Source organism: Arthrobacter sp. 01T428, assembly GCF_056398685.1.
Genome location: NZ_JBFTPW010000013.1, coordinates 20,493 through 45,504, shown reverse-complemented (window position 1 = coordinate 45,504; position 25,012 = coordinate 20,493). Strand labels below are relative to the sequence as shown.

Here is a 25,012-nt window from a genome sequence, read left to right as displayed (position 1 = left end):
CAGGCGAATCCCCATGTCACTTCGCTCAGCTGGGGTTCCCGCTACGGGAGACTCTGCGGGGCGGGCTGTGGACCAGCGGCCGGCGCCCAGGAAACGCAAGAACTTCCTGGGCCGCCAGCCACTGGGACTGCTGTTCAGCGCCCCCTACGTCATCTTCGTCCTTGCGGTGCTGGCCTACCCGCTCGGGTATGCCGTCTACATCTCCTTCCACCAGTTCTTCTTCACCGCTCCGGGCGTCCAGGTTGACCGTCCCTTCGTGGGGTTGGACAACTACATCACTGTCCTGTCCGACCCCGAAGTGCAACGTTCCTTCGCCAACATCGGCATCTTCCTGATCATCAACGTGCCGCTGACCGTGGGGCTATCCTTGGTCCTAGCCAACGCCTTGAACCGCGTGACGCGGCTCAAGACCTTCTTCCGCGTCAGCTACTACGTCCCGTACGTCACGGCGAGCGTCGCCGTCGTCGGAGTCTGGCTGTTCCTGTTCCAGCAGGACGGGCTGGTCAACGCCATTCTGGGCCCGCTGGCCCCGAACCCCTCGTGGTTGACGAACTCCTGGCTGGCAATGCCAACAGTGGCCCTGTACGTGACGTGGAAGCAATTGGGATTCTTCATCCTGCTGTACCTGGCGGCCCTACAGAACATCCCGGACGAGCTCTACGAATCCGCCTCGGTGGACGGCGGGAACAAATGGGTCCAGTTCTGGAACATCACCGTTCCGGGAGTGCGCTCGGCCAGCGTGCTGGTGACCCTGCTCGCCACCATTACCGGAGCCAACCTGTTTACCGAGCCCTATCTGCTCACCGGCGGAGGCGGACCGGACGGAGCCTCGACCTCGCCCGTGTTCCTGATGTACCAGAAGGGAATCCTGCAGGGGAATCCCGATGTGGCCGCAGCCCTCGGTGTGGTGCTCGTGATCGGCGTGCTGCTGATCGCCTTGATCCAGAAACGCCTCGTTGGCGGGAAGGAGGACTGACGTGTCGATTTTCAATAAAGCGCCTCTCAGGAACGACGACGACGACGCCCGCAGGCCACGTGCCGGCGCCTCCGAAGGAGCGACGTCCGAAGCCGGTTCCAGTGCTGAGGCACCTGTATCCACGGCCTCCCGCAAAGGCAGTTCCGTGGCGAAGCGCAAGAACCTCGGCGTGGGCAGCTTCTTGCTGCTGGCCCTGGGAGCCTTCGTCTTCCTGTTCCCGTTCTACTACATGTTCATCGGCTCGCTGCAGACTTCCCCGGACACTTCGGTGGGCGGAGCTTTCCCTAGCCCGGCGAACATCACCGGCGAGAACTACAGCAACATCAACAACTCGATCGACCTGCTGAAAGGCCTGGTCAACTCGGGTATCTTCACCGGTGGCGTCATCTTCTTCACGGTGGTCTTCGGGCTCCTTGTGGGCTACGCGCTCGCCCAGATGCAATTCCGCGGCAAGGGGGTTGTCTTCGGAATGATGCTGCTGGTGCAGATGATCCCGTTCCAGCTCCTGCTCATTCCGCTGTACGTCATGATCGTGCGGGACTACGGACTCGCCGACACGTACCTGGGCATGATCCTGCCGTTCGCGATCAATTCCACCGCAGTGTTCGTGTTCCGTCAGTACTTCATGCAACTCCCCTCCACCTTGTTCGAGGCCGCCCGCATCGATGGAGCCAGCGAGCTGAGGATCCTTTGGCAGATCGCGATCCCCCTGGTCCGGCCCGCCATTGTCACCGCAATCCTGCTGACCTTCATCGGTCCGTGGAATGAGTTCCTGTGGCCGTTCCTCGTCACCAAGGACCAAGCCATTCAGCCCCTCGCCGTCTCCCTGGCGAACTACATCTCGAACATCGCCGCCACGGCATCCAACCCGTTCGGCGCCATCCTTGCCGGTGCCTGCGTCCTCGCGGCGCCCGCCGTCGCGTTGTTCATCTTCTTCCAGCGCCAATTCATTTCCACCAATATCGGTTCAAGCGTAAAGGGCTAAGCTCTATGACTTCCTCAACTTCAGCACTCCCCACCGTCCCGTTCACCCTCACCCGCGCCGGCGTCATCATGACCCCGGAGGACGGGAACGAGTTCGAAGCCGAAGGCGTCCTCAACCCGGCCAGCGGCCGCGGACCCGACGGTGAGCTGTACCTCCTGCCGCGCCTCGTGGCGAAGGGCAACGTCTCCCGCGTCGGGCTCGCCAAAGTGATCATCGGCGACGACGGCGTGCCGTCCGGCGTCGAGCGCCAGGGCGTTGTCCTGGCACCGGACGAAGGGTGGGAACGGGGCCTCAACAATGCGGGAACGGAAGATCCCCGCATCACCTGGGTACCGTCCCTCGGCCGCCACCTCATGACCTATGTTGCCTACGGACCGCTTGGTCCCCGCCTGGCCTTCGCCCATTCCGAGGACCTGCGCACCTGGGACCGCCTGGGTCCCTGCCATTTCGAGTACCAGGCGGACTTGTCCATGGACTTGAACCTGTTCGCGAACAAGGACGCCGTGTTCTTCCCGGAACCGGTCAACGATCCCGACGGCGTTCCCTCCTACGCCCTGCTGCACCGCCCCATGTGGGACCTCGGCTGGATCCGCGAGGGCGAAGGCGAGCACCTGCCCGCGGGCCTCGATGACAACCGCCCGGGTATCTGGATTTCCTATGTCGCAGTTGCCGACGTCGAGAAGGACATCCGCAACCTCGTCCACATGCGCAAGCACAAGCTCGTGGCCCTGAGTGAGTTCCCTTTCGAAGAACTCAAGATCGGCGGCGGACCGGCACCTATCCGGGTCGACGAGGGCTGGCTCCTGATCTACCACGGTGTTTCCGGATCGATGGAAAAGTCCGCCTTCGACCACCAGCAGAACGTCAACTACACAGCCGCTGCGATGATCCTCGACAGTGACGATCCCTCGATCGTCATCGCCCGCAGCGACAAGCCGCTCCTGGCACCGGAAACGGAAGACGAGATCTCGGGAATCGTCCCCAACGTCGTTTTCCCCACGGCGATAGAGAAGATCGGCGAGCAACTGTTCGTCTTCTATGGCATGGCTGATTCGAAGATCGGCGTGGCACGCCTGGACCGCGCGTAAAAGCAGTACCGCTTCATTAGTCCAGCCCTTCTTCCATGCCCCCTAGGAGTTAGACATGACACCTCCCCTTGTTTATGCACGGCTGAAATCCGCCCCGGTGGCAGTTGTTGCAACGCTGTCGATGCTCCTGGCCGGGGCAGGCGTGGCCTCGGCGACGCAGCCGGTTCCGGCCGCTGCGTCGCAGGCGCCGGCCGCGGCACCGCAGGCGCCGTTGACCAACTTGTCCCACCTGAATTTCCTGCTGGACACTGTTCCCCTGCATGCCGTGGAGGGCCACACGACGTACCAGATCGGTGAACATCCCGCGGCACAAGCACCGTGGACGTACGCCAACAAGAATGCCGACGGCAGTTACACGCGGGTAGGCGGAGGTTCCAAGGACCCGGCCACGGGCAACTGGAGCCAGGGAGCCTTCAACGCGGACGACATTGCGCGCACCGCCGTCGTCTACTTGCGCCATTGGCAGCAGACCGGCGATGCCTCGAGCCGCACCCGTGCCTTCGACCTGTTGCGCGAGCTGGCGTATTTGCAGACAACATCCGGCCCCAATGCCGGCAACGTGGTCTTGTGGCAGCAAGCCGATGGCACACTGACGCCGAGCGCCAAGCCTGTGGAACTTCCCGACCCCAGCGACTCGGCCGAGTCCTACTGGCTTGCGCGGACCGTGTGGGCGCTGGGCGAAGGGTATGCGGCGTTCAAGTCTGCCGATCCCCAGTTTGCCGCCTTCCTGCAGTCCAGGCTTGATCTCGCCGTCGGGTCCCTGAACAAGCAGTCGCTCGCCAAGTACGGGAAGTACGACGTTGCCGACGGTGCCAAGGTCCCTGCCTGGCTGATCACCGGAGGAGCGGACGCCTCGGCGGAAGCCGTGCTCGGACTCTCCGCCTACTCAAAGGCCGCGCCCGACGACGGCGCTGCCGCCACCGCGCTGAACCAGCTTACCGAAGGTGTCGCCGGGATGTCCTCGGGATCAGTTCAGCAGTGGCCCTTCGGCGCGATTCTTCCGTGGAACCAGTCCCGGACACTCTGGCACGCTTGGGGCGGAATGGCCGCGGCCGCCGTCGCGAACGCGTCCCCGGTACTGCATCGCCCCGATCTGTTGACGGCTGCGGTGAAGGACTCCGCCCAATTCACTCCGCAGCTCCTCGCCGCCGGTGGACCGGACAATGCCTGGAGCCCGACCCCGGGTGAGGCGCAGATAGCCTATGGCGTGGACTCGCGGGTCGAAGGACTCGTGGCGACCGCAAGAGCCGCTAATGCTCCCGGCCTGCTGGACGTCGCGGCAGTTGCTGCCGGCTGGTACTTCGGTGCCAACCGCAGTGGAAAGCCCGCCTACAACCCGGCAACAGGTACCGCGATCGACGGCATCGAAACCGACGGACGCGTCAACCCCAACTCCGGGGCGGAATCCACCATCCACACGTTGTTGTCCATGCTCGCCTTGGACGCCAATCCGGAGCTCAAGGCCAAGGCCTTGGGGATCAGCAGCACCGTGGGGACGGACGGACTCAAGGTGGCCGAGGCCGAGACCGGCACCATCAGCGGCGGCGCAGTCGTCAAACCCGCCTCCGCATGGACCGGTGAGGCGAACTGGTCCGGCGGCGCATACGTCGCCCTCAACGCGGGCGGCACCCTGAAGATCACGGTCCCGGTCTCGGACCAGGCACGGAACGCATACCCGATCGTGAACCAGCGCCCGGAAGCCGCCGGCACGACGTCGTGGACATCCGGGACCACATTCCTCGGCAGCACGCCCAACGGTGGCGCCGGGGAGCAAGGCATCACGGCAGCTCCGGGCAAGCTCTTCCCGTTCTCCCTTGACCACGCAATCCCGGCGGGCCAGGACAGCCTGACCGCCAAGGCCGGAAGCGACGTGTCGATCGACGGCGTGCTGCTGCAGCCGCAGATTTCCTCGGTTTCCGTCTCCGGTTCCGGAGGCCAATCGACCCTGTACATCAGCGCGGCCCCGGGAAGCATCGATCGAAAAGTGGACATGCCCCAAGGCTTCCATTTGAGCCAGGAGGCCTTTGACGCTTCCGGCAAGCCCGTCGCACCGGGTCCAGACCAGAACGGCGCAGACCACTCCGGCCGCGTCACTGTAGCCCCGGGTGGGTTCACCTGGGTAACGCTGGTCCGCAACTGACAGTTATCACCACAGGAAGAACCAATGCAGAAAATCACCAAAGAAGCCTTGCTCCACAGCTACGAGGGAGCACTCACGTTCAGCAATCCGCTGACCGACACCATTTCTACCGACCAGTTTTCCGCCGCGTATCCCGAGCACCCGGAATGGGCGGTGGGACCGTTCCGCAAGGACGATTCCCTGACGTTCCGGCAAGTCCAGGACTGGGCCGATCCGACCGGCATCGGCTGGACCGCGGATTCAATCTTCAATCCCTCCGTCATGGAGCGGGACGGCAAGCTCTACCTCTTCTACCGCGCATCCCCCCGCAAGGAATCGGTCTCGAGCCGTATCGGCGTCGCCGTCTACCATCCCGAAACCGGGTGGCAGGACAGCCCCTCCAACCCGGTGATCTACCCCACCCAGGACAATGAGATCCTTGGCTGCGAAGATCCCAAGGTTTACCACGCCAATGGCCGCTACTACATGTTCTACAACGGGATCTGGACGATCGACCGCGGCGAGGAGCAGGCCGGCCAAGACCCGGATGTCTATCCCTTGGGCGACGTCGGCTGCGACATCAATGTCGCGGTGTCCGACGACTTGATCCACTGGGAAAAGCTCGGCCTGGCTGTCCCTTACGAGGTTTCGCGGTTCTGGGCGAAGGGGGCGGTCATCCCCCGGAACGCCCAGGGCGACGCCGTCAAGATCGGTGGGCACTACCTGATGTATCTGTCCGAGGGCTGCGGGGGGACCACGCATGTGGGACGGTCCACGGACATGGTGAACTGGACGTTTGAACCGCAGGAGTACCTGGACCTTGGGCCGCTGGGCGGCTCACTGCACGAAGTGGCTTGCGCCATTGTCGACGACGGCGGCAACCCCGGGACCGACGGTGGCAAGCTGGTCCTGGACTTCTTCTACGGCGACGCAGACGGCCAATTTTCCGCAGCGCAGGCGCTCTACGACGTGAACGAACCGTTCACCCAGAAGGCGATGCACAGGGGAGGCTCGCTGGCTTGGGGCGGCCTGCTCAAGTTCGGCGGAACCTGGATGTTCGCCCAAGGCTGGGATGCCCCGTCCGGATCGCGGGAGATGTATTTCTACCGGGCAGACCAGGGCTAAGAGTGACGCACCCCAGCACCATCGGCGCGGTCGTAGGTTTGGACATCGGCGGTTCGAAGACGCGCGGCATCAAATGGCTGAATGGCACCGCCGTCGCCGATACTTCCGGCGGCAGCGCCAATGTCCAGAACGTGAGCCGTGCCGAGGCCCGCCGCAATCTGGAGGGCGTCTTCGCCACCCTCCAGGGAGGGTCCGTTGCGCGGGTGGTGGTTGGTTCCGGAGGGATCGACACCCCCGAAGATGCGAACGCGCTGACGGAACTGATCCAACCATTGGCTCCCGACGCCGTCGTCTCCGTTGTCCATGACACGCGCCTGCTGCTGGCGGCCGCAGGTTGCAGCACGGGAATCGCCGTGATCGCCGGCACCGGATCCGCGGCCTGGGGCACTAACGGCGAGGACGAGGCGCGCGCGGGCGGCTGGGGCTACTTGCTTGGCGACGAAGGCAGCGGATACTGGTTCGGTCGAGAAGCGGTGAGGTACAGCCTTGAACGCGTGAACAGCGGGCTGCGCCCGGACGAACTGACGAAGGCGCTTATGAAATCTTGTGGACTCCTCGGCCCGGAAGGTTTGATCGCCCTTTTCCATGGCGACGCGGGACGCGAGTTTTGGGCGTCGAAATCATCGATTGTCTTCGAGTGCGCGGCCTCGGGGCATACCGCTTCCTTGGACATGATCCTCCAGGCAGGGGCCGATCTTGCCTCGTTGGCGGCGAAATGCGCTGGGCAATTGAACATCGAGGGGCCCATCGTCCTTGGCGGTGGCCTCGGGATGAACCAGCCCACTTTGCAGGCGGCCATGCGGATAGCCCTTGCTGCCCGGGGTCTCCACACTCTGCAGGTTCTGACCCAGGATCCGGTCTTCGGCGCTCTGCATCTTGCGTCCCACTAGGCACCGCTGTGATGAGTCTCACTAGCAACAAACGCCGTTCTGGCTTGAGCCGTCCGCGCCTCGCTGTGCACTATGGAAAAGCTGTACGGCGGCCTTCGCACTGGCGCGATGGCCGGATATCCGGATTCATGAATGGAAGCACTGAACAATGACGTTTGAAACTGCCGACTCCGTAACCCTCAAGATTTGGGACCGCTCAACCACCCACCACACGCTGGACGCACTGGTGCACGACTTCTCGGTGCGCCACAACACCTCCAAGGCCAGCATCGCGGTCACCTGCAGCGGGCCCAACACCTTCACTGTCAGCCTGACCGGCAGCGCTGCCAAGGCCACGTCCTTCGACGCGCAGTCCCTGTAACGGCACCTTCGAGGCACGAAGCGACGACGACGGCGGGAGTCACCTCCCGCCGTCGTTCGCTTTTCCGGGCTTCTTCGAAGTGAAGGGTCAGGCGCGGGAGTGCTCCGAAAGGAGCGCGTCGATCTGGCCGGCGGCCTCCTTCATTCCCTCCTCCATACCCATGTCGATCATCTTCTTCATCTGATCTTCTGATTCGAAGATGGACAGGATGGTCATGCGGGTGCGGTCGCCTGTCTCCTCGATGGTCACGATCGCGTGGCCGGCACCTATCTCCTCGACGGGTGCGCCATTTTCGTCGGCAAAACCGTCGTCGAACTCCAGCCTGTTCGGAGCTTGGACGGACGTGATGCGCCACCAGCCGCGGGGCTTCTCGCCGTCGGGACCCGTCATGTAATAGCTGGCCTTCCCGCCCGGCTCGAACTCGTACTGCTCGAACGTGGCCGGCCACGTGGGCGGACCCCACCAGCGCTCAAGCTGGCGCGGGTCTTCCCAGATTTGCCAGACCTGTTCGGGGCTGGCATCGAACTCAGCGACGAGGGTCAAGGTCAACGCTTCGGGATTCTGGGTGGAACTGATAACCGTCATTGCGGAACCCTTCCTATTTTTCGGCGAGGATGTCTGCGATCCGATCGACGCGCTGCCGCCAGATCGCCTCGTACTCATCGAGCAGCTGGCGGGCTTTCTGCAAGCCATCATGGTTACCCCGCACGATCTGCTCCCTTCCACGCTTCTCCTTCGTTACAAGGGAGGCGCGCTCCAAAACCGCCACGTGTTTCTGGACGGCGGCGAAGCTCATGGCGTAGAGGGCAGCCAAGCCGGACACTGAATATTCCCCGACAGTCACCCGCCGGACGATATCCCGGCGCGTGGCATCGGCAAGTGCCTGGAACAGGCGGTCAAGTTCGGTGTCGCTGAGCTGATCTACAACCATTTGGTTGTAGGATATTCCGATGGCGGAGGGGTGTCAACGGGCATGGATACTTTGCACTAGTCGAACTTCAGCGGAGTCCAGCCGAACGGAATCGGGCCGCGTACTCTTGCCCGGCTTCTATCGGCTTCGTCCGACCAACCCTGCCCGGACTTTGCCATGGGTGCACCACAGGCGCCCCGAGCCACCCGGAAGCCCACGTCTTCCAAGACGGCATCAGGAGCACTGCCGCGCCGCACCGACGCACGCACATTCCAGGCGTCGTCAGCCCAGCCACCGCCACGGAATGCCCTGTAGTCGCCGTATCTCGCGGGATCCGCATAGTCCCAGCACCATTCCCAGACATTGCCGAGCGTGTCGTAGGCGCCGAACCCGTTGGGAGCTTTAAGCGCCCCGTCGCTGGGCGCGGACAGCCCATCCTTCGCGGTCCAGGCAATCTCATTGAGCGGACCATAGTGCGGGCCAACCGATCCGGCACGGCATGCGTATTCCCATTCCGCCTCTGTGGGCAGCCGGTAGCCGTTGGCCGCGACGTTCCATTCGACGTTTCGTCCGGTGCGGGCATAGGCCGGGCTGATGCCTTCCGCTTCAGATGCCGCATTGCACCAGTCGATGGCCTCAAGCCAGGTGACACCGTGTGCCGGCGCGTCTGGAGAGTGACCACGGCTGGGGTCATTCTTGACCCCGGCAAACTCGGCTCGAGTGACCGCTGTCCTTCCAATCTCGAAGGCGACAAGGTCCACCGAGTTGGTGCGGCCGCTGCGCGCGTCCCGGAGTCCAATCTGCCCACCAGGCAGGCTGAGGAGGTCTGGCGGCTTGATGAGCCTCAGACCTCCGCCACGGGCGCCGCGAACTGGGCTTCGTAGAGCCGCGAGTACGCGCCACCGGAGGCCAGCAGCTCCGCATGGGTGCCCTGTTCCACAATCTGCCCGGCCTCCATCACCAGGATGAGGTTGGCGTCGCGGATCGTGGACAGGCGGTGCGCGATCACAAAGCTGGTCCGGTCAGACCGCAGGGCATTCATGGCCTTCTGGACCAGGACCTCGGTCCGGGTGTCCACGGAGCTCGTGGCCTCGTCCAGGATCAAGACCGACGGACGGGCCAGGAACGCCCGGGCGATGGTGAGCAACTGCTTCTCACCGGCGGAAACGTTGCTGCCCTCGTCGTCGAGCACTGTGTCGTAGCCCTCCGGGAGGGAGTGGACGAAGCGATCTACGTACGTTGCTTGTGCCGCCTCCAGTATCTCGGCTTCGGTGGCGTCTGGCCGTCCATAGGCGATGTTGTCCCGGATGGTCCCGCCGAACAGCCAGGTGTCCTGGAGTACCATGCCCATCCGCGAGCGCAACTCGTAGCGGGACATCGAGGCGACGTCGACGCCGTCGAGCGTTATCCGCCCGGCGTCGAGCTCGTAGAAGCGCATCATCAGGTTCACCAGGGTGGTCTTGCCCGCCCCGGTTGGCCCGACGATCGCCACAGACTGGCCGGGCTCGGCCACCAGGCTCAGATTCTGGATCAACGGCTTGTCCGTCGAGTAGGAGAAGGAAATGTCCTCGAACACCAAGCGTCCGCGCGTTACCTCGGGAACAGCGGAGGGCACAGGATCAGCGCTTTGCTCCTCGGTGTCGAGCAGCGCGAAGACTCGCTCGGCGGACGCGACGCCGGACTGAAGCAGATTGGCCATTGACCCAAGCTGGGCCAGGGGCTGCGTGAACTGCCGTGAGTACTGGATGAACGCCTGGACATCGCCCAACTGCATGGCGCCCGAAGCTACCTGAAGGCCACCCACCACGGCGATCCCCACATAGACGAGGTTGCCGATGAATGTCAGTGCCGGCATGATCAAGCCGCTGATGAACTGGGCGCCGAAGCTGGCCGAGAACAGTTCTGCGTTCTTCTCGCGGAAGCGCTCCTCCACTTCGCGCTGGCGGCCGAACACCTTCACGAGCGCGTGGCCGGTGTAGGTTTCTTCGATCTGGCCGTTCAGCTCGCCGGTGTTCTTCCACTGGGCCACGAACAGCTTCTGCGAGCGCTTGGCAATCAGCACGGTGGTCACGAGCGTCAACGGCACTGTGACCAGGGTGATCAGCGCCAGGATCGGCGAGAGCAGGAACATCATGAAGATGACGCCGGCCACTGTCAGCAGGGACGTGACTGCCTGGCTGATGGACTGTTGGAGGCTTTGTGAAATGTTGTCGACGTCGTTGGTCACGCGGCTGAGCAGTTCACCACGCTGCACTGAATCGAAATAGCGCAGCGGGAGCCGGTTGATTTTCGCTTCGATCTGCTCGCGGAGCCGGTACACGGTTCGCTGCACGACGCCGTTGAGCACGTACGCCTGGATCCAGCCGAACGCTGAGGCCAGGACATACAAGACCAGCACCCACAGCAGGATCGAGGACAACGCCCCGAAGTCGATTCCGACGCCGGGAGTCAGGTCCATGCCCTTCAACATGTCCGCTTTGGCGCCCTGGCCGGAAGCGCGCAGCCCGTCGATGACCTGTTGCTTGCTTACTCCGGCGGGAAGCTGCTTGGATACGACGCCGGCGAAGATCAAGTTGGTGCCCTCGCCGAGAAGCCGGGGACCGATCACGGACAGCGTCACGCTGGCCACGGCGAGGAAGAGGACCAGGGTCAGCCACAAGCGATCGGGCCGCAGCGTACCCAGGAGCCGCTTGGCCGAGGGCAGGAAGTTCATGGCCTTTTCGGCCGGGATGCTCATTCCCGCGAACGGTCCGCCACGGCCTGGTCCCATCGGGGGACGCTGCGGGCGGTTGGCGGTGCCTGCTGTGCTGCTCATGCCGCCTCCTCCGCTGCCAGTTGCGAGGAAACTATCTCGCGGTACGTTTCGGAAGTCTCAAGCAACTCTTCGTGGGTTCCGCGCCCCACCAGCCGCCCGTCGTCGAGCACCAGAATCTGCTCGGCGTCCGCGATGCTGGACACCCGCTGCGCAATGATGACCATGGTGGCGCCCGAAGTGTGGCGCTTGAGTGCCTGGCGGAGCCTGGCATCGGTGGCAGTGTCCAGCGAGGAGAAGGAGTCGTCGAAGATGTAGAGCTCGGGCTGCTTCACGAGTGCCCGGGCGATTGCCAGGCGCTGCCGCTGACCGCCGGAAACGTTGGTGCCGCCTTGCGAGATCGGAGCGTCAAGCCCGCCTTCCATCTCCTCGACGAAGTCCTGGGCCTGCGCAATGGAGAGGGCCCGCCAGAGTTCTTCCTCGGTGGCGTCGGGCTTGCCATAGAGCAGGTTGCTGCGCACCGTGCCGGAGAACAGGTAGGGCTTTTGCGGGACCAGCCCGATGTGCCCCCACAAGAGGTCCGGGTGCAGTTCGCGGACGTCGACGTCGTCGATCCGCACCGAGCCGCTGCTCGCGTCGAAGAGCCGTGGCAGCAAGTTCACCAAGGTGGTCTTGCCCGCGCCCGTGCTGCCGATGATCGCCGTCGTCTGGCCAGCGCGTGCCCGGAAGCTGATGCCGCTCAGGACGGGCTGCTCGGCACCCGGGTAGGCGAATCCGACGTCGAGCAATTCCAGCTCGCCGCGGCCTGCGGTCTCCGTCACCGGGTTCGCGGGAGGCTGCACGCTCGATTGGGTCTCCAACACCTGCCCGATGCGGTCAGCCGACACAGCCGCACGCGGGATCATGACGGCCATGAACGTAGCCATCATGACGGACATGAGAATCTGCATGAGGTAGCTCAGGAAGGCGATCAAGGTTCCTACCTGCATGGATCCGTCATCGATCCGGAACGATCCGAACCAGATCACGGCCACGCTGGAGACGTTGAGCACCAGCATCACCACCGGGAACATGAGGGCCATGAGCCGCCCCGCGCGCAACGCCATCTCCGTGACGTCCCGGTTCGCGGAGGCGAAGCGTTCCGCCTCCATGTCCTCGCGCACGAACGCACGTACCACGCGGATGCCGGCGAGCTGTTCGCGGAGCACGCGGTTCACGGTGTCGATCCGGACCTGCATCTTGCGGAACAGCGGAACCATCCGGCTGACAACGAGGCCCACCGCAACGAGCAGCACGGGGACGCTCACGGCAATCAGCCAGGACAACTGCGCATCCTGCCGGACGGCCATGATGACCCCGCCGATGCTGAGCATGGGCGCCGCCACCATGAGGGTGCAGGACATCAGGACGAGCTGTTGGACTTGCTGCACGTCGTTGGTGGAGCGGGTGATCAGCGACGGCGCACCGAAGCGGGTGACCTCCTGCTCGGAGAACTCCCCCACCCTGGTGAAAATGGCCCCGCGCAGGTCCCGCCCCAGGCCCATGGCGGCTTTCGCGCCGAAGTACACGGCTGTGATCGAACACGCGATCTGCAGGAGGGTGATGAGCAACATGAGGCTGCCGGTGCCCAGGATGTACCCGGTATCCCCCTTGGCCACGCCTTCGTCAATGATGTCGGCATTCAGTGTGGGCAAGTACAGCGACGCGATGGACTGCGCCAACTGGAAAATGACGACGGCGATCAGTAGCCGCCGATGTGGCCGCAGGTACTGAACGAGAAGTTTCCAGAGCATCGTTCTCCAACTCACGTAGTGATTCGAAGGCCAGTCTACGACTGGTTGCTGGGGGCAACTAGAGCTTTCCCTCAGGGCGAAGCGTGGCGGGCGATCAGGTGCACCCTCGCTCAGATATGGGGCCCCTTTCCCCAACCCTCGCTCAGATATGGGGCCCCTTTCCCCAACCCTCGCTCAGATCGTGGGGCTTACCGCGCAAGAGCAACGCCGATCTCACGATTCACTGCGGGGATGATTTCGGTGGCCAGGAGCTCGATGGACCGCGCCGTCTCAGCGAAAGGCAACCCGCCGAGACCGACCTGAGCCAGATACCGCGTGTTGCCGAGGGCGCTATGAATTTCCAGTAGCTTTTCGACGAGCTGTTGGGGGCTTCCCACAAGCAGGCCGCCACCCGGTTCGGTCCATTCATCGAAGGTGTTCCGCGGGAAATGGTCAACTGGCCGGGGCATGTTCTGCTCGAAGTAGGCGCGATAGTAAGGGTAGAAGGTGTCCCGTGCCTGCTGCGACGTCGGCGCCACATAGAAATGGCCACCCGCGCCGACTGGCAGGGCGGCACCGTCGTGTCCCGCGTTTTCAGCGGTCTCCCGGTACAGTTCCACGAGCCGGCGGAATCGTGCCGGCCCGGACAGCAGAGCGATAAACAACGGCAGGCCCAACCGCCCCGCCCGGACGAAACTCTGCGGAGTACCGCCCACGCCCACCCAGATGGGCAACTTTTCCTGGATCGGACGCGGCGCTATGTCCATCCCGGAGACGGTTTGGGTCAGGCTTCCCTCCCAGCGAAGGTTGTCGTTGTCACGCAGCGCGAGCAACATGTTCAGCTTCTCTTCGAACAGCTCGTCATAGTCCTCCAATCTGTGGCCAAACAAGGAGTACGACTCCACAAAGGCGCCACGGCCGGCAATGATCTCTGCCCGCCCGCCCGAAATTAGATCCAGCGTGGAGAACTGCTCGAAGAGCCGGACAGGGTCCTGGGTGGAGAGAACCGTGACGGCGGTGCCCAGCCGAAGGTTGGTGGTTTCCCGAGCGATGGCCGCGAGCACCATTTCCGGGGCAGAGAGGGCGAAATCGTGCCGATGATGCTCCCCCAGGCCCAGGAACGATAGTCCTGCCTGCTCGGCAAGCTTCGCCAGCTCAATGATGTCCTTGACCCGCTGGTGCGGTGACAGGGAGGCTCCGGTCTTGATGTCGCGGGATAGCTCACCGAAAGTGAAGATTCCAAAATCCATAATTAATTGAACATTCAAGTATTTGGATTCATTCCCGAGCCGTTAGTGAGCGAGCGTCCGCCGCAACCCCCACATACCTGAGCGAGCGTCCGCCGCAACCCCCACATACGTGAGCGAGCGTCATGATGGCGCGGAGCGTGCCGGCGTCGTACCCGGACAGTAGGCTGGAGACGCTCGGCAAGATCCGCTACGAAAGGACCGTAGTCATGGCTTACATCACCGTCGGAAATGAAAACAGCACCGAGATCGAGATCTACTACGAGGACCACGGGACCGGCCAGGCAGTGGTCCTTATCCACGGCTACCCCTTGGACGGTTCGTCCTGGGAGAAGCAGGCCGCCGCACTGCTCGACGCCGGCTACCGCGTCATCACCTACGACCGCCGCGGCTTCGGCAAGTCCAGCAAGCCGACCGTCGGCTACGACTACGACACCTTCGCCGCGGACCTCAACACCCTCCTGAACACCATCGATGTGAACGATGCCGTCCTGGTTGGCTTCTCGATGGGTACCGGCGAAGTGGCACGCTACATCAGCACCTACGGCTCGGCCCGGGTGGCGAAAGCAGTGTTCCTCGCATCCTTGGAGCCGTTCCTCCTACAGGCGGCGGACAACCCCGGAGGCGTCCCGCAGTCAGTGTTCGACGGTCTCACGGAAGCCGTCATTTCCGATCGCTATGCTTTCTTCACCGAATTCTTCAACAACTTCTACAACGCCTCCACTTTCCTCGGAACGCACCGCCTGAGCCACGAGGCAGTCGCCGCCAGCTGGAACCTGGCAGCCCAGTCAGGCGCCTACGCTTCGGTGGCGGCGCAGCCCACGTGGCTCACGGATTTCAGGGCCGACATCCCCAAGATCGACGTTCCCGCCCTGATCGTGCACGGCACCGCGGACAACATCCTCCCCATCGACGTCACCGGCCGGAGGTTCGCCGAAGCGCTCCCCAGTGCCGAATATGTCGAAATCGACGGCGCCCCGCACGGCCTGCTGTGGACGCATGGCGCCGAGATCAACCAGGCTTTGCTCGGCTTCCTCGCGAAGTAGGGATTCCTGACAAAAAATTAGGGCGAAACTAACTGAATATCGCGGGAACCTTAACGCCTCTGGTCCAGTCTTAATGCAAGCACAGGCGGAACCCATTCGCCGGCGAAAGCACTAAAGCTGCAAGGGGAGCAGGACCGGCCATGAAGACAACAACAGCCCTGGACGAGGTCACCGCCATCAATGGCGTAATCACCGATCAGCAACCCGTTGACTTCCACGCTTTGGGGCTCGCCGGCTGCATCGACCGCTTGGCCTCACCGCTCCGCCGCCAAGGGACCGAAATCCATTGGGAGACGCCGCACCACGGTGTCGAAATCTCGTCCGGCTCCGCTTCCTTGCTCTACCACGCCGCCAAGGAAGTGCTCAGCAACGCCTTCAAGTATGCGCATGCCCACGACGTCACAGTCCGCTTGGCCGCCGTGTACCACGGGATCCGGCTGACTGTCACGGACAACGGCGCGGGCTTCGACAGCCAGGCGACTCCCGCGGGCGCACACCACGGATTCGGGCTCCGCCTCATGTCCATCGCCGTCAGCGAAGTGGGCGGCGACGTCTCGGTCGTCTCCAGCCCAGGCAAGGGTACCTGCGTCACCGTCACTTTGCCGCTCGACTGATAGGCGTCGATGCCCGACGGCGGCAGGCACCCGCCGTCGTCGGTTTCGGCGCTGCTGGTTCGCTATTCAAGTGAATCTGGTATGAAAGGCGAATGACCCCGTACAAATCGGAACCGCCTCTGGGCGGCTCCCGCGCACACATCAAGTCGATTTTCCCCTCGCTGGCTCCCAGTGAACAGCGGGTGGCGCAATTGTGCCTCGAGTCCCCCGAAACCGTGGCCAGGATGTCGGTAGCCGATCTGGTCACCCGGACGGGCACATCGCCTGCGACGATCGTCCGGGCGTGCAAAAGCATGGGCTTCGACGGATTCCAGCACTTGCGCCAAGTCCTGCTGCGCGATCTGGGCGCCGCGGCACGGGACAGCATCCAGCAGGAAGAATCGGGGGCAACCGGCGAACCCGGTTCCTCGGAACACCTGGTCTCCGGGATCTTTTCCCGCGCCTCCCACGATATCCGCGGAGCTTTAGGGTCTTTGGACTTCGAGGCGTTCGATGCGGCGGTCCGCGCGATTCGCCAGGGCGGACGCCTGCTGGTGGTGGCGAATGGTGGTTCACTCGCTCCGGCCCAATCGCTTGCCCTGCGTTTTCTGGCCGCGGGCGTTGGATGCGAGGCGCCATCCGACATTGTTTCGCAGCACATCACCGCCAAGCTCCTCTCCGCGGGCGACGTCTGCATCGCCGTGAGCGACAGCGGAATGAACTCCTTCACTGTTGGTTCTGCCCGGATAGCGGCTGAACGCAAGGCCACGGTGATCGGGGTAACCAGCTACGCGAAGTCTGAGCTTGCCGATCTCTCGACCCACACGCTCGTGGCCGGGGCGGAATTCCATTCCTGGAACGACCAGCTGCCTATTGGAAATATCGTCCAGATGCTGGTGCTGTCCGCCCTGCACGCCGCAGTGACCGCGGATTCCCCTGAGGTTGAGCGCGCCCGCTCCGCGGTGTTCGAGGAAGTCCTCCACATGGTGGAAAACCCCGAATAGTTTTTGGCGCGAAACGCGGGCAGTTTCAACTGTTTCCTGTCCGCGCACGGGGAGTTCATCAACTCCGCACCGACCGTTAATGATCGAGCCCCACCCTTCAAGGGTAAGACGTTTCCTAAATAATTCGATTTAGGAAACATCGTTTCCCCGGAGGTGCTCGTGGGCCGACTTGTGCTCAACCAGTTGTCGCGTTCATTCAAGAACGTGTCGGCGGTAAAGAACGTATCGCTCACCGTCGAAGATGGTGATTTCCTGGTCCTGCTCGGCCCCAGCGGCTGCGGCAAGACCACCCTGCTCCGTATGATCGCGGGCCTGTTGGAACCGACGTCGGGCTCGCTCGAACTGGACGGAACGGACATCACCGCCGCTCCATCCAAGAAACGCGATTTGGCGATGGTGTTCCAGAGCTACGCGCTGTATCCGCACCTCAGCGTGGCGAAGAACCTCGCCTTCCCGCTCCACGTGCGGCGCACCGACAAGCAGGAAGTCAAGAAGCGCGTCGAAGCCGTGGCCGACATGGTGGGGATCGGCCACCTCCTGGACCGCAAACCCAAGGAACTCTCCGGTGGCCAGCGCCAACGAGTCGCAGTAGCCCGCGCCTTGGTGCGCGAACCCAAGGCCTTCCTCATGGACGAACCGCTGTCCAACCTGGATGCCAAGCTCCGGACCGCAACCCGGCAGGAGCTGGCCGGACTGCACAAGCGCCTCGGTGCCACGTTCATCTACGTCACGCACGACCAAGTGGAAGCCATGACCATGGCAACCAAGATCGCGCTGCTCAACGGGGGCCAACTCGAGCAACTCGGCACGCCGGAAGAGCTCTACGACAAGCCGGCATCCGTATTCGCCGCAGGCTTCCTTGGTTCCCCTGCCACCAACCTGATCGATGCCGAACTTTCCACCAGCAACGGCTCCATCACCGTCATGGCGCCTTCAGTCGAAGCAGTGCTGTGGGACGGGGAAACACCCCGGCGGGACGTGGTGCTGGGCGTCCGCCCGGAACACCTGAGCATCCACGCACCCGGTTCTTCCGCAGCCGCGCCGAGCTCCGGGGCAGCCCTGCGGGGCATCGTCGACCTGGCCGAAAACCTCGGCAGCGAACAAGTGATCTATTGCCGCGTCGGCGGGAACCGCGTGGCCGTCCGCGCCCCGCGAGGCCAACACTGGGAGCCGGGCAACGCCGTCGTACTCAGTGCCGATGCCAAGAACCTCCATCTCTTTGACCGCGCAAGCGGCCGCCGCCTCGAATGGCAAGCAGACGCGAAGCATGCCTCCACAGCCAGCTCCGCGCAGCCGGCGGCATCTGCCTAGCCTCCCCTCTTCCGGACCCAAGCCTGAACCAGCAGCACCCACCCAACCCAGCAATCAAGGAAATATTGTGCGCCCTCTCCGTTCAATTGCACTGACCATCGCCGCCGGCACGGCAGCCCTGGCACTCGCGGGCTGCTCCGGCACCTCGCAGGCCAGCACCGTGAGCAACCAAGCCATCCCCGAGCTCACAGCAGACCAGCAAGTCAACATCACCTTCGAAAGCTACAACCTGGCCCAGGCTGGCGTGTGGACCGATACCGTCAAAGGCCTCGTAGCCGACTTCGAGAAGGCCCACCCCAACATCCACGTCACCGCGCAGGCACCACAGGGCGGCGGCGCCGTCGGGTCCAACACGGTCAGCAGCGTCCAGACGCAGCTCCTTGCCGGACACGCGCCCGACGTCGCGCAGTTGACGTTCGATTCCCTCGACTTCGCCGCCACCCAGCTCGGTGCCCAGCCCATCAGCGACCTCGTCGGCCAGAAAGCCGTCGACGACGCCCTCGGCGGGGCCCACCCGTTCCACCCCAACGCAAAGCACCTGGCCGACTGGAACGGCAAGACCTACGGCATTCCCTACGTTTTCTCCACGCCCGTCCTGTTCTACAACGCCACCAAGCTCGCCGACGCCGGAATCACCAACCCTGACCTCTCCACCTGGGACAAGGTGGAAGCAGCCGCAAAAGCGGTCTCCGCGAAGACCGGAAAACCGTCCTTGGACATCTCCTGCGCAAGCATCGGGGGCAACTGGTGCATGCAGGGTGTCTTCAAGTCGAACGGGGCCCAGGTCCTCTCCGATGACCGCAAGACCATCGGCTTCGGCTCGGACGCGGCCGTGGACACCGTCACGAAGCTCGCACAGCTGACGAAGGACGGCGTACTGCGCAACGCAGACAGCAACGCACAATACGAAGGCCTCCCCAAGGGCGACACCGCTTTCATCCTCACCACGTCGGCGCTCCAGGGCTCATTCATGTCCGCTGCCACCAAGGGCGGTTGGGAGCTCAAGGCCGCCGGCATGCCCTCCTTCGGCAGCAAGCCTGCCGTGCCCACCAACTCGGGATCGGCCCTGTTCGTCCTCTCACAGGATCCAGCGAAGCAGCGCGCCGGCTGGGAATTGATCAAGTTCATGACCAGCGACCACGCCTACGAGCAGATCTCCACCAAGATCGGCTACCTGCCGCTGCGCACCTCGCTCACCGCTCCGGGCGGCTCGCTCTACGACTGGGCCCAGAAGAACCCGCTCCTGGCTCCGAACCTCGCCCAGCTTGACCGCCTGCAGCCGTGGGTTTCCTACCCGGGAAACAGCTACGTGCAGATCGACGACATCCTCGGCAAGGCCGTCGAGAACGTCGTCTACTACGGCAAGGACGCAAAAACCACCATGGCCGACGCCCAGAAGCGCGAGCAGGACCTGATCCCCTAACCCTTTTCCCCATCAGGAAGGACACAAGCTGTGACAACCACCGCCGAGGACGCAGTCTTCGGAACCCGCAACCGCCCCTACCCCGTAGAGGGCACCTACAACTTCCGGAGCACGGCGGGTTATCCGGCCGCCGCTCCCGCCGCGGCCAGCGAGCCCGCCGCCGCGCGGACCGTCCGTGACGGGAAGCTGTACCGCTCGGACGCGCTCCACGGACTGACCGACGCCGGACGCCGGCAATTCTCCGAGCTCGGCATCCGCCTGGTGATCGACTTGCGAGACCGGACCGAGCTGGCGAAGTCGCCCAGCAACCTTGACGGACTCGCCGTCGACACGAGGCACAACCCGATTTTCGAAGAGGGCAACGTCCCCGGTACCGCGGAGATCACCACCCTTTCGCACATCTACATGCTCATGGTCCAGAGCCACGCCCAGCGCCTTGCCACCGCTATCCGCCTTATTGCCGACTCCGGAACGGATCCGGTCCTGGTTCACTGCACGGCGGGCAAGGACCGCACCGGCGTCGTGATTGCCCTGGCCCTCCTGGCCGCGGGCGTGGACCGCGAGCAGGTGATCCTCGACTACACAGCCAGCGAGGAAAACCTTCGCGGCGAATGGAGCGAGGCCATGATAGCCGCCGCCTCCAGCCACCCGGGCCTTGCGGGCATCGGCGGGGAACTCCGGGAAATCATCTCCGCGAGCCCCGCCACCGTCCTGGAAACCACGCTGGACCTCGTGGACGAAATGTATGGCAGCGCCACCGGCCTGCTCCAGGCACACGGTTTCAGCGACGCCGACCTCGAACGGCTCAGGGATGTCCTGACCATCAGCTCCACCCGCTAGGAAGCACTCACTTACAAGGAGACAAGACCATGAACACCGAACTCCAGCACCCCGCCCCCGAGCACTTCATCCTGCACATCAGTGACACCCACTTCGTGGCCGACAACGACCTCCTGCACGGCAGCGTGGACAGCGACGAGAACCTCCGCCAACTGTTCCGCGACTTCGTGAAGGCCCAGGTCAAGCCCGAAGCACTGGTATTCACCGGCGACCTCGCCGACACTGGCCGCCCCGACGCCTATGTCCGCCTCCGCAACATCGTGGAGCCCGTGGCCGAGGAACTCGGTGCCAAGATCATCTGGGTCATGGGCAACCACGACGCCCGTACCGCCTTCCGTTCGGGCCTCCTCGACTCCGACGCCGGCGAGGAATCCGTTGACATGGTGCACGACGTCAACGGCCTGCGCATCATCGCCCTGGACTCCACCGTTCCGGGCAAGCACCACGGCGAAATCTCCGACGAGCAGCTCGCTTGGCTGTCCGATGTCCTCGCCACCCCGGCCCCGCACGGCACCCTCATCGCCCTGCACCACCCGCCGGTTCCCAGCCCGCTGGAGATGATGGCCATGTTCGAACTCCGCGAGCAGAGCCGCTTCGAGAAGGTCATCGAAGGCACCGACGTCCGTGGCATCCTGGCCGGCCACCTGCACTACTCCACCTTCAGCACCTTCGGCGGCGCTCCCGTCACGGTTGCTTCGGCCACGTGCTACACGCAGGACCTCAACGTCGCGCCGAAGTCGATGCGCGGCCAGAACGGTGCGCAGGCGTTCAATCTGATCCACCTTTACCAGGACAAGATGCTCAGCTCCGTTGTGCCGATCGGCGAGTTCTCCACGGTGTACTCCGTCACGGCTGAGCAGATGGCCGCGTTCGAGAAGATGACCCTCGAAGAGGCCACCGCAGCGATGACCGCTCCCGGTGAGGAGTCCGACGTCGAGTTCTCCATCGCTGCCGAAACGGCCGACGGCGAACTCGCCGCCAGCGCCCGCTAGGCACCGGAAGGAAGCCGCAAGAATGTTTATCGAAACCGCCGGGCCGGCAACGGGCATTACCCCTGCCGGCCCGGCGGGGCTCCCGGCCAATCGGCGTCCCAAGCGCCGCGCGCTAAGCCCCTATCTCTATATCCTTCCCGCCGTGGTCCTGCTTCTCGTCTGGACCTACTGGCCGCTGGGACAGACCGTCAACTTGTCCTTCAACGACTGGAACCTGATTCCTACCAAGCCCAAGCAATACGTTGACGTGCAAAAATACGCGAAGGTCCTGAGCCTGCCCGAACTGCACCAAGCCCTGATCAACACCGGCTTGTATATCCTGGCGTTCCTGGGCATTTCCGTTGCCTTGCCGCTCGTGTTCGCGCTGCTTTCGCGCAAGGTCCAGGGCAAGGCGCGCACCGCGTACCAGGCCCTGATCTTCGTTCCCTTCCTCATCACGCCCGTGGCGAGCAGTGCCATTTGGCGGTGGCTGTTCGCTCCTGAGGGCGGAACGATTCCCGCGATCGCCGCCGCCCTGGGCGCACCGATGGGCAACGTTTTCCGCGATCCCGACAGTTCGATGACGGCGGTGATCGTGATTGTCGGCTGGCAGATGCTCGGCTTCGGCGTGCTGGTGGTATCGGCCGGGCTGGCGGGCATCAGCCCGGACTATGCCGCCGCTGCATCCATCGACGGCGCCAGCGGCAGGCAGATCACGTGGCGGATCATCATCCCGCTGCTCTCTCCGAGCCTGGTGTTCCTCTCGCTCATGACCATCCTGCTGTCCGCGCAGTGGACATATCCCATCATCGACCTTGTGACGCAGGGCGGACCGGGCAACTCATCTACCAACATCTACTACCTGCTGTACCAGTTCGGCTTCAGGAACTTCGACGCCGGCCTGTCCTCCGCGGCGGGCACGCTCTTCTTCCTTGGATTCGGGCTGATTGCCCTCGTCTTCGTGGAACTCTCGGAGCGACTCAGCTTCTACGACAACTAGAAAGAGCCACCATGGCCTTCATCACCATCGCCCCGCCGGCCCAGCCTGGTTCCGTGGACGCCCCGCTTTCAGGGCCGACGAAAGTTTCAGGGCCGACGACGGCGCCTGCCGCCGGGCGCGGACGCCTGCGGTTTGCGTCGTTCCGGCTTGGGTCTTTGCGGCTAGTGCCCAGCCACGCTTTGCTGATCGCCTTGGCGGTCGTCTCCATTTTCCCCATCTACTGGATGTTCGTCACGGCCTTCCGGCCGTCGTCGGACGCTTTGTCCACCAACCCGTTGCCGGGACCCCTGAGCATGGAGAACTTCCAGTACGTCCTGAAGACCATCCCCATCGCGGGCATGCTAGCGAATACCTTCGGCATGGCACTGACCTTGGCGGTGTCCCAACTGCTCGTGGCCATCCTTGCTTCCTACGGCTTTGCGCGCTGGGACTTCCTCGGAAAGAAGGCCTTGTACCTGCTGTTTGTCGGTTCCTGGTTGGTGCCTTTCCAGGTCACCATGATTCCCAACTACCTGCTGGTTTCGCAGATGGGCCTTCTCAACACCATCACCGGCGTCGTCATCCCGCAGCTGTGCTCGGCCTTCGCGGTGATGATGCTGCGGCAACACCTCGAAGCCTTCCCCAAAGACCTCCTGGATGCGAGCCAGATGGATGGTCGGTCATCCTGGAGGACGCTGTGGGAAGTGGTTGTCCCGAACCTCCGGCCAGCGCTGGCAGCCCTGGGCATCATGCTGTTCATCAGCGCCTGGAACGAATACTTGTGGCCTTCGCTGATCATGCAGAAGTCCGATGCCCTGATCCAGGTAGGCATCCGAGGGTTCCTCGGCGCCGAAGGCAACAACTGGGGCGCCATCATGGCAGCGTCCTCGCTCGCCTGTCTGCCGATCTTCCTGATCTACATCTTCTTGCAGCGATACGTGGTGGATGCATTTGTCCGCTCGGGGTTGAAGTAGCCCTGGCCCCGACGCTCGCTCACATATAGGGCCGTTTCTACCGACGCTCGCTCACATAAAGGGACAAATCCGGAAACGCTCGCTCACTAGATGTGAGCGACGGTTTCGAAAAACAACCCCAAAGGTGAGCGAGCGTCTTGGGTGACAGGAAATGCATGATGCCCTGTTACCGTTCGTAAACAGGGCATCACGCCCCGTGATGCGTCCCACATTCCGGCATATCTTGAAGACCTCCCCAACCCACAATCCTTGGAGGTCCCGATGGCAACAGCAGTCGGCCACGATGACTATGCACTTGAACGGGTTCCCGCATCCGCACGCTTTCACTGGTTCTCCGTAGCGACCCAGCGCTTCGGCCAGCTCAGTTCCCTGGCGAGCTTCCTGCTGGGCGCCACCCTCGGCTTCGGCATGGACTTCTGGAGCGCCGTCCTTGCCATCACTCTCGGCTCGGTCATCCTCGAAATCGTCACCATCTTCACTGGTATCGCTGGACAGCGCGAAGGCCTGTCGACGTCGGTACTCGCCCGATGGACCGGCTTCGGCGGAGCCGGTTCATCGCTGATCGGCATCGCCATCAGCCTGAGTGCCATCGGCTGGTTCGGCATCCAGAACGCCGTCTCCGCGCAAGGGTTGGCCAACCTCGTCGGAGTCCTGCCCGCGTGGGCATGGGCCTTGATATTCGGCGTGCTGGTCACCCTGATCGTCATGTTCGGCATGGCTTCCATGGCCTGGACCGCGTACGTCGCAGTACCGGCCTTCCTCCTGCTCGCGGGCTGGTCCATCATTGCCGAATTGTCCAAGCACAGCCTGGGCGACCTCCTCACGGCACCACCGGGAGGACCCACACTCACACTCATCCAGGGCACCACGATCGTGGCGGGCGGTTTCATCGTTGGCGCGGTCATTACGCCGGACATGTCCCGCTTCAACCGCTCCGCCAAGGACGTCGTCAAGCAGACCGTCCTCGGCATCACCCTCGGCGAGTACGTCATCGGCCTCATCGGTGTCCTCCTGGCGTTGGCACTCAAGACCAACGACGTCGTAGCGATCGTCACATCGACATCGGGCTTCATCGGCACACTGATCGTCATCACCGCGACGCTCAAGATCAACGACTGGAACCTCTACGCGGCCTCCTTGGGCATCGTCAACTTTGCCGACCGCACCATGAAACGCAAACTGCACCGCGGTGCCGTCACCCTCACCGTCGGCCTCATCGGCACAGTCCTGGGCGCTGCCGGAATCCTAGGACACTTCACGGACTTCCTTATCCTTCTCGGCGTGGTCTTCCCACCCATCGCGGGCATCATGGTGGCCGAGTATTTCGTGGTCCGGAAATGGCGCCCTGAACTGGAATCCAGCCGCAAGCTCGGCCGTTTGCCTGAGCATGCTCCCGCCTGGGTACCCGCCACGATCGTGATCTGGGTACTCGCCTCCGTCATCGGATACTTCGTGGCTTGGGGACTGCCGTCCATCAATTCCCTCTTCATCGCCTTCATCCTCTACGCCGTCGCAGGGCGACTTGGCCTGATCCGGGGCATCGGCAGCACCAAGACCTACCCGGACCACGAACCCGCCTCCGTCCCGGAACCTGCCGCCTCCTAGGGCCACACCCTGACGCCGAACCCGGCTGCCCCTGAACCCGA

23 protein-coding genes are annotated in these 25,012 nt (G+C 63.6%); 17 read left to right on the top strand and 6 right to left on the bottom strand.

Features of this window, described 5'->3' with window-relative positions:
* Positions 1-13: 13 nt before the first annotated feature.
* The 7 genes from AC1DJB_RS15010 (at position 14) to AC1DJB_RS14980 (ending at position 7,544) form a co-directional block, all read left to right on the top strand.
* Positions 14-976: a carbohydrate ABC transporter permease gene (locus tag AC1DJB_RS15010; RefSeq protein WP_059389408.1), complete on the top strand. Its 963-nt coding sequence runs from the start codon at positions 14-16 to the stop codon at positions 974-976.
* 229 nt (positions 977-1,205) lie between these two features.
* Entirely contained in the window at positions 1,206-1,961 is a 756-nt protein-coding gene (locus AC1DJB_RS15005; protein WP_253257461.1) for a carbohydrate ABC transporter permease, read from the top strand.
* A gap of 5 nt (positions 1,962-1,966) precedes the next feature.
* Positions 1,967-3,049, top strand: coding sequence for a glycoside hydrolase family 130 protein (locus tag AC1DJB_RS15000; RefSeq protein WP_059389407.1), 1,083 nt, complete (start codon positions 1,967-1,969; stop codon positions 3,047-3,049).
* A 55-nt stretch (positions 3,050-3,104) separates the two neighbouring features.
* The gene (locus tag AC1DJB_RS14995; protein ID WP_441433270.1) at positions 3,105-5,189 is read left to right on the top strand and encodes a hypothetical protein; all 2,085 of its coding nucleotides are present in this window, start codon (positions 3,105-3,107) and stop codon (positions 5,187-5,189) included.
* Positions 5,190-5,213: 24 nt separating this feature from the next.
* Complete coding sequence (locus AC1DJB_RS14990; protein WP_059389404.1) at positions 5,214-6,293, top strand: glycoside hydrolase family 130 protein; 1,080 nt, start codon at positions 5,214-5,216, stop codon at positions 6,291-6,293.
* A gap of 2 nt (positions 6,294-6,295) precedes the next feature.
* Positions 6,296-7,183 (top strand): N-acetylglucosamine kinase, encoded by an 888-nt coding sequence (locus AC1DJB_RS14985; RefSeq protein WP_441433269.1) that lies wholly within the window; start codon positions 6,296-6,298, stop codon positions 7,181-7,183.
* Positions 7,184-7,331: 148 nt separating this feature from the next.
* Positions 7,332-7,544: a hypothetical protein gene (locus AC1DJB_RS14980; RefSeq protein ID WP_059389402.1), complete on the top strand. Its 213-nt coding sequence runs from the start codon at positions 7,332-7,334 to the stop codon at positions 7,542-7,544.
* Positions 7,545-7,631: 87 nt separating this feature from the next.
* Here AC1DJB_RS14980 and AC1DJB_RS14975 read toward each other — a convergent pair whose 3' ends face one another.
* The 6 genes from AC1DJB_RS14975 to AC1DJB_RS14950 all read right to left on the bottom strand — a co-directional run bounded on the left by AC1DJB_RS14975 (position 7,632) and on the right by AC1DJB_RS14950 (position 14,228).
* Positions 7,632-8,129: an SRPBCC family protein gene (locus AC1DJB_RS14975; RefSeq protein ID WP_441433268.1), complete on the bottom strand. Its 498-nt coding sequence runs from the start codon at positions 8,127-8,129 to the stop codon at positions 7,632-7,634.
* A gap of 13 nt (positions 8,130-8,142) precedes the next feature.
* On the bottom strand, positions 8,143-8,475 hold the full coding sequence (locus tag AC1DJB_RS14970) for an ArsR/SmtB family transcription factor (protein WP_441433267.1): 333 nt from the start codon (positions 8,473-8,475) through the stop codon (positions 8,143-8,145).
* A gap of 56 nt (positions 8,476-8,531) precedes the next feature.
* Positions 8,532-9,293, bottom strand: coding sequence for a formylglycine-generating enzyme family protein (locus AC1DJB_RS14965; protein WP_441433308.1), 762 nt, complete (start codon positions 9,291-9,293; stop codon positions 8,532-8,534).
* 5 nt (positions 9,294-9,298) lie between these two features.
* Positions 9,299-11,269, bottom strand: a complete 1,971-nt coding sequence (locus AC1DJB_RS14960) for an ABC transporter ATP-binding protein (protein ID WP_441433266.1) — start codon at positions 11,267-11,269, stop codon at positions 9,299-9,301.
* On the bottom strand, positions 11,266-12,999 hold the full coding sequence (locus tag AC1DJB_RS14955; protein WP_441433265.1) for an ABC transporter ATP-binding protein: 1,734 nt from the start codon (positions 12,997-12,999) through the stop codon (positions 11,266-11,268). Before AC1DJB_RS14955 ends, AC1DJB_RS14960 begins: the two co-directional genes overlap by 4 nt.
* Positions 13,000-13,187: 188 nt before the next feature.
* Positions 13,188-14,228, bottom strand: a complete 1,041-nt coding sequence (locus tag AC1DJB_RS14950) for an LLM class flavin-dependent oxidoreductase (RefSeq protein ID WP_441433264.1) — start codon at positions 14,226-14,228, stop codon at positions 13,188-13,190.
* 206 nt (positions 14,229-14,434) lie between these two features.
* On the opposite strand from AC1DJB_RS14950, the gene AC1DJB_RS14945 reads away from it, so the two are divergent.
* The 10 genes from AC1DJB_RS14945 (at position 14,435) to AC1DJB_RS14900 (ending at position 24,971) form a co-directional block, all read left to right on the top strand.
* On the top strand, positions 14,435-15,271 hold the full coding sequence (locus AC1DJB_RS14945) for an alpha/beta fold hydrolase (RefSeq protein WP_307053922.1): 837 nt from the start codon (positions 14,435-14,437) through the stop codon (positions 15,269-15,271).
* A 140-nt stretch (positions 15,272-15,411) separates the two neighbouring features.
* A complete protein-coding gene (locus AC1DJB_RS14940; protein ID WP_059389398.1) occupies positions 15,412-15,885 on the top strand; it encodes a sensor histidine kinase in 474 nt (157 codons plus the stop codon).
* A 92-nt stretch (positions 15,886-15,977) separates the two neighbouring features.
* Positions 15,978-16,868 carry a MurR/RpiR family transcriptional regulator gene (locus AC1DJB_RS14935; protein ID WP_306961939.1) on the top strand — a complete coding sequence of 297 codons (891 nt, stop codon included), beginning with the start codon at positions 15,978-15,980 and terminating at the stop codon, positions 16,866-16,868.
* Positions 16,869-17,027: 159 nt separating this feature from the next.
* Positions 17,028-18,179 carry an ABC transporter ATP-binding protein gene (locus AC1DJB_RS14930; RefSeq protein ID WP_476910557.1) on the top strand — a complete coding sequence of 384 codons (1,152 nt, stop codon included), beginning with the start codon at positions 17,028-17,030 and terminating at the stop codon, positions 18,177-18,179.
* A gap of 67 nt (positions 18,180-18,246) precedes the next feature.
* Positions 18,247-19,602 (top strand): ABC transporter substrate-binding protein, encoded by a 1,356-nt coding sequence (locus AC1DJB_RS14925; protein ID WP_476910556.1) that lies wholly within the window; start codon positions 18,247-18,249, stop codon positions 19,600-19,602.
* Positions 19,603-19,632: 30 nt separating this feature from the next.
* Positions 19,633-20,442, top strand: coding sequence for a tyrosine-protein phosphatase (locus AC1DJB_RS14920; RefSeq protein WP_306961944.1), 810 nt, complete (start codon positions 19,633-19,635; stop codon positions 20,440-20,442).
* Positions 20,443-20,471: 29 nt separating this feature from the next.
* The gene (locus tag AC1DJB_RS14915; protein ID WP_306961946.1) at positions 20,472-21,434 is read left to right on the top strand and encodes a phosphodiesterase; all 963 of its coding nucleotides are present in this window, start codon (positions 20,472-20,474) and stop codon (positions 21,432-21,434) included.
* 22 nt (positions 21,435-21,456) lie between these two features.
* The gene (locus AC1DJB_RS14910) at positions 21,457-22,413 is read left to right on the top strand and encodes a carbohydrate ABC transporter permease (protein WP_307053926.1); all 957 of its coding nucleotides are present in this window, start codon (positions 21,457-21,459) and stop codon (positions 22,411-22,413) included.
* Positions 22,414-22,424: 11 nt separating this feature from the next.
* Entirely contained in the window at positions 22,425-23,366 is a 942-nt protein-coding gene (locus tag AC1DJB_RS14905; RefSeq protein WP_441433259.1) for a carbohydrate ABC transporter permease, read from the top strand.
* A gap of 261 nt (positions 23,367-23,627) precedes the next feature.
* Positions 23,628-24,971, top strand: coding sequence for a purine-cytosine permease family protein (locus AC1DJB_RS14900; protein ID WP_441433258.1), 1,344 nt, complete (start codon positions 23,628-23,630; stop codon positions 24,969-24,971).
* The last annotated feature ends 41 nt before the right edge of the window (positions 24,972-25,012 follow it).

What these genes read in the sequence shown, in the direction of transcription:
- AC1DJB_RS15010 (WP_059389408.1), top strand. Translation starts at nt 14, where the DNA reads ATGTCACTTCGCTCAGCTGGGGTTCCCGCTACGGGAGACTCTGCGGGG.
- AC1DJB_RS15005 (WP_253257461.1), top strand. Translation starts at nt 1,206, where the DNA reads ATGTTCATCGGCTCGCTGCAGACTTCCCCGGACACTTCGGTGGGCGGA.
- AC1DJB_RS15000 (WP_059389407.1), top strand. Translation starts at nt 1,967, where the DNA reads ATGACTTCCTCAACTTCAGCACTCCCCACCGTCCCGTTCACCCTCACC.
- AC1DJB_RS14995 (WP_441433270.1), top strand. Translation starts at nt 3,105, where the DNA reads ATGACACCTCCCCTTGTTTATGCACGGCTGAAATCCGCCCCGGTGGCA.
- AC1DJB_RS14990 (WP_059389404.1), top strand. Translation starts at nt 5,214, where the DNA reads ATGCAGAAAATCACCAAAGAAGCCTTGCTCCACAGCTACGAGGGAGCA.
- AC1DJB_RS14980 (WP_059389402.1), top strand. Translation starts at nt 7,332, where the DNA reads ATGACGTTTGAAACTGCCGACTCCGTAACCCTCAAGATTTGGGACCGC.
- AC1DJB_RS14975 (WP_441433268.1), bottom strand. Translation starts at nt 8,129, where the DNA reads ATGACGGTTATCAGTTCCACCCAGAATCCCGAAGCGTTGACCTTGACC.
- AC1DJB_RS14970 (WP_441433267.1), bottom strand. Translation starts at nt 8,475, where the DNA reads ATGGTTGTAGATCAGCTCAGCGACACCGAACTTGACCGCCTGTTCCAG.
- AC1DJB_RS14960 (WP_441433266.1), bottom strand. Translation starts at nt 11,269, where the DNA reads ATGAGCAGCACAGCAGGCACCGCCAACCGCCCGCAGCGTCCCCCGATG.
- AC1DJB_RS14955 (WP_441433265.1), bottom strand. Translation starts at nt 12,999, where the DNA reads ATGCTCTGGAAACTTCTCGTTCAGTACCTGCGGCCACATCGGCGGCTA.
- AC1DJB_RS14950 (WP_441433264.1), bottom strand. Translation starts at nt 14,228, where the DNA reads ATGGATTTTGGAATCTTCACTTTCGGTGAGCTATCCCGCGACATCAAG.
- AC1DJB_RS14945 (WP_307053922.1), top strand. Translation starts at nt 14,435, where the DNA reads ATGGCTTACATCACCGTCGGAAATGAAAACAGCACCGAGATCGAGATC.
- AC1DJB_RS14940 (WP_059389398.1), top strand. Translation starts at nt 15,412, where the DNA reads ATGAAGACAACAACAGCCCTGGACGAGGTCACCGCCATCAATGGCGTA.
- AC1DJB_RS14935 (WP_306961939.1), top strand. Translation starts at nt 15,978, where the DNA reads ATGACCCCGTACAAATCGGAACCGCCTCTGGGCGGCTCCCGCGCACAC.
- AC1DJB_RS14915 (WP_306961946.1), top strand. Translation starts at nt 20,472, where the DNA reads ATGAACACCGAACTCCAGCACCCCGCCCCCGAGCACTTCATCCTGCAC.
- AC1DJB_RS14910 (WP_307053926.1), top strand. Translation starts at nt 21,457, where the DNA reads ATGTTTATCGAAACCGCCGGGCCGGCAACGGGCATTACCCCTGCCGGC.
- AC1DJB_RS14905 (WP_441433259.1), top strand. Translation starts at nt 22,425, where the DNA reads ATGGCCTTCATCACCATCGCCCCGCCGGCCCAGCCTGGTTCCGTGGAC.
- AC1DJB_RS14900 (WP_441433258.1), top strand. Translation starts at nt 23,628, where the DNA reads ATGGCAACAGCAGTCGGCCACGATGACTATGCACTTGAACGGGTTCCC.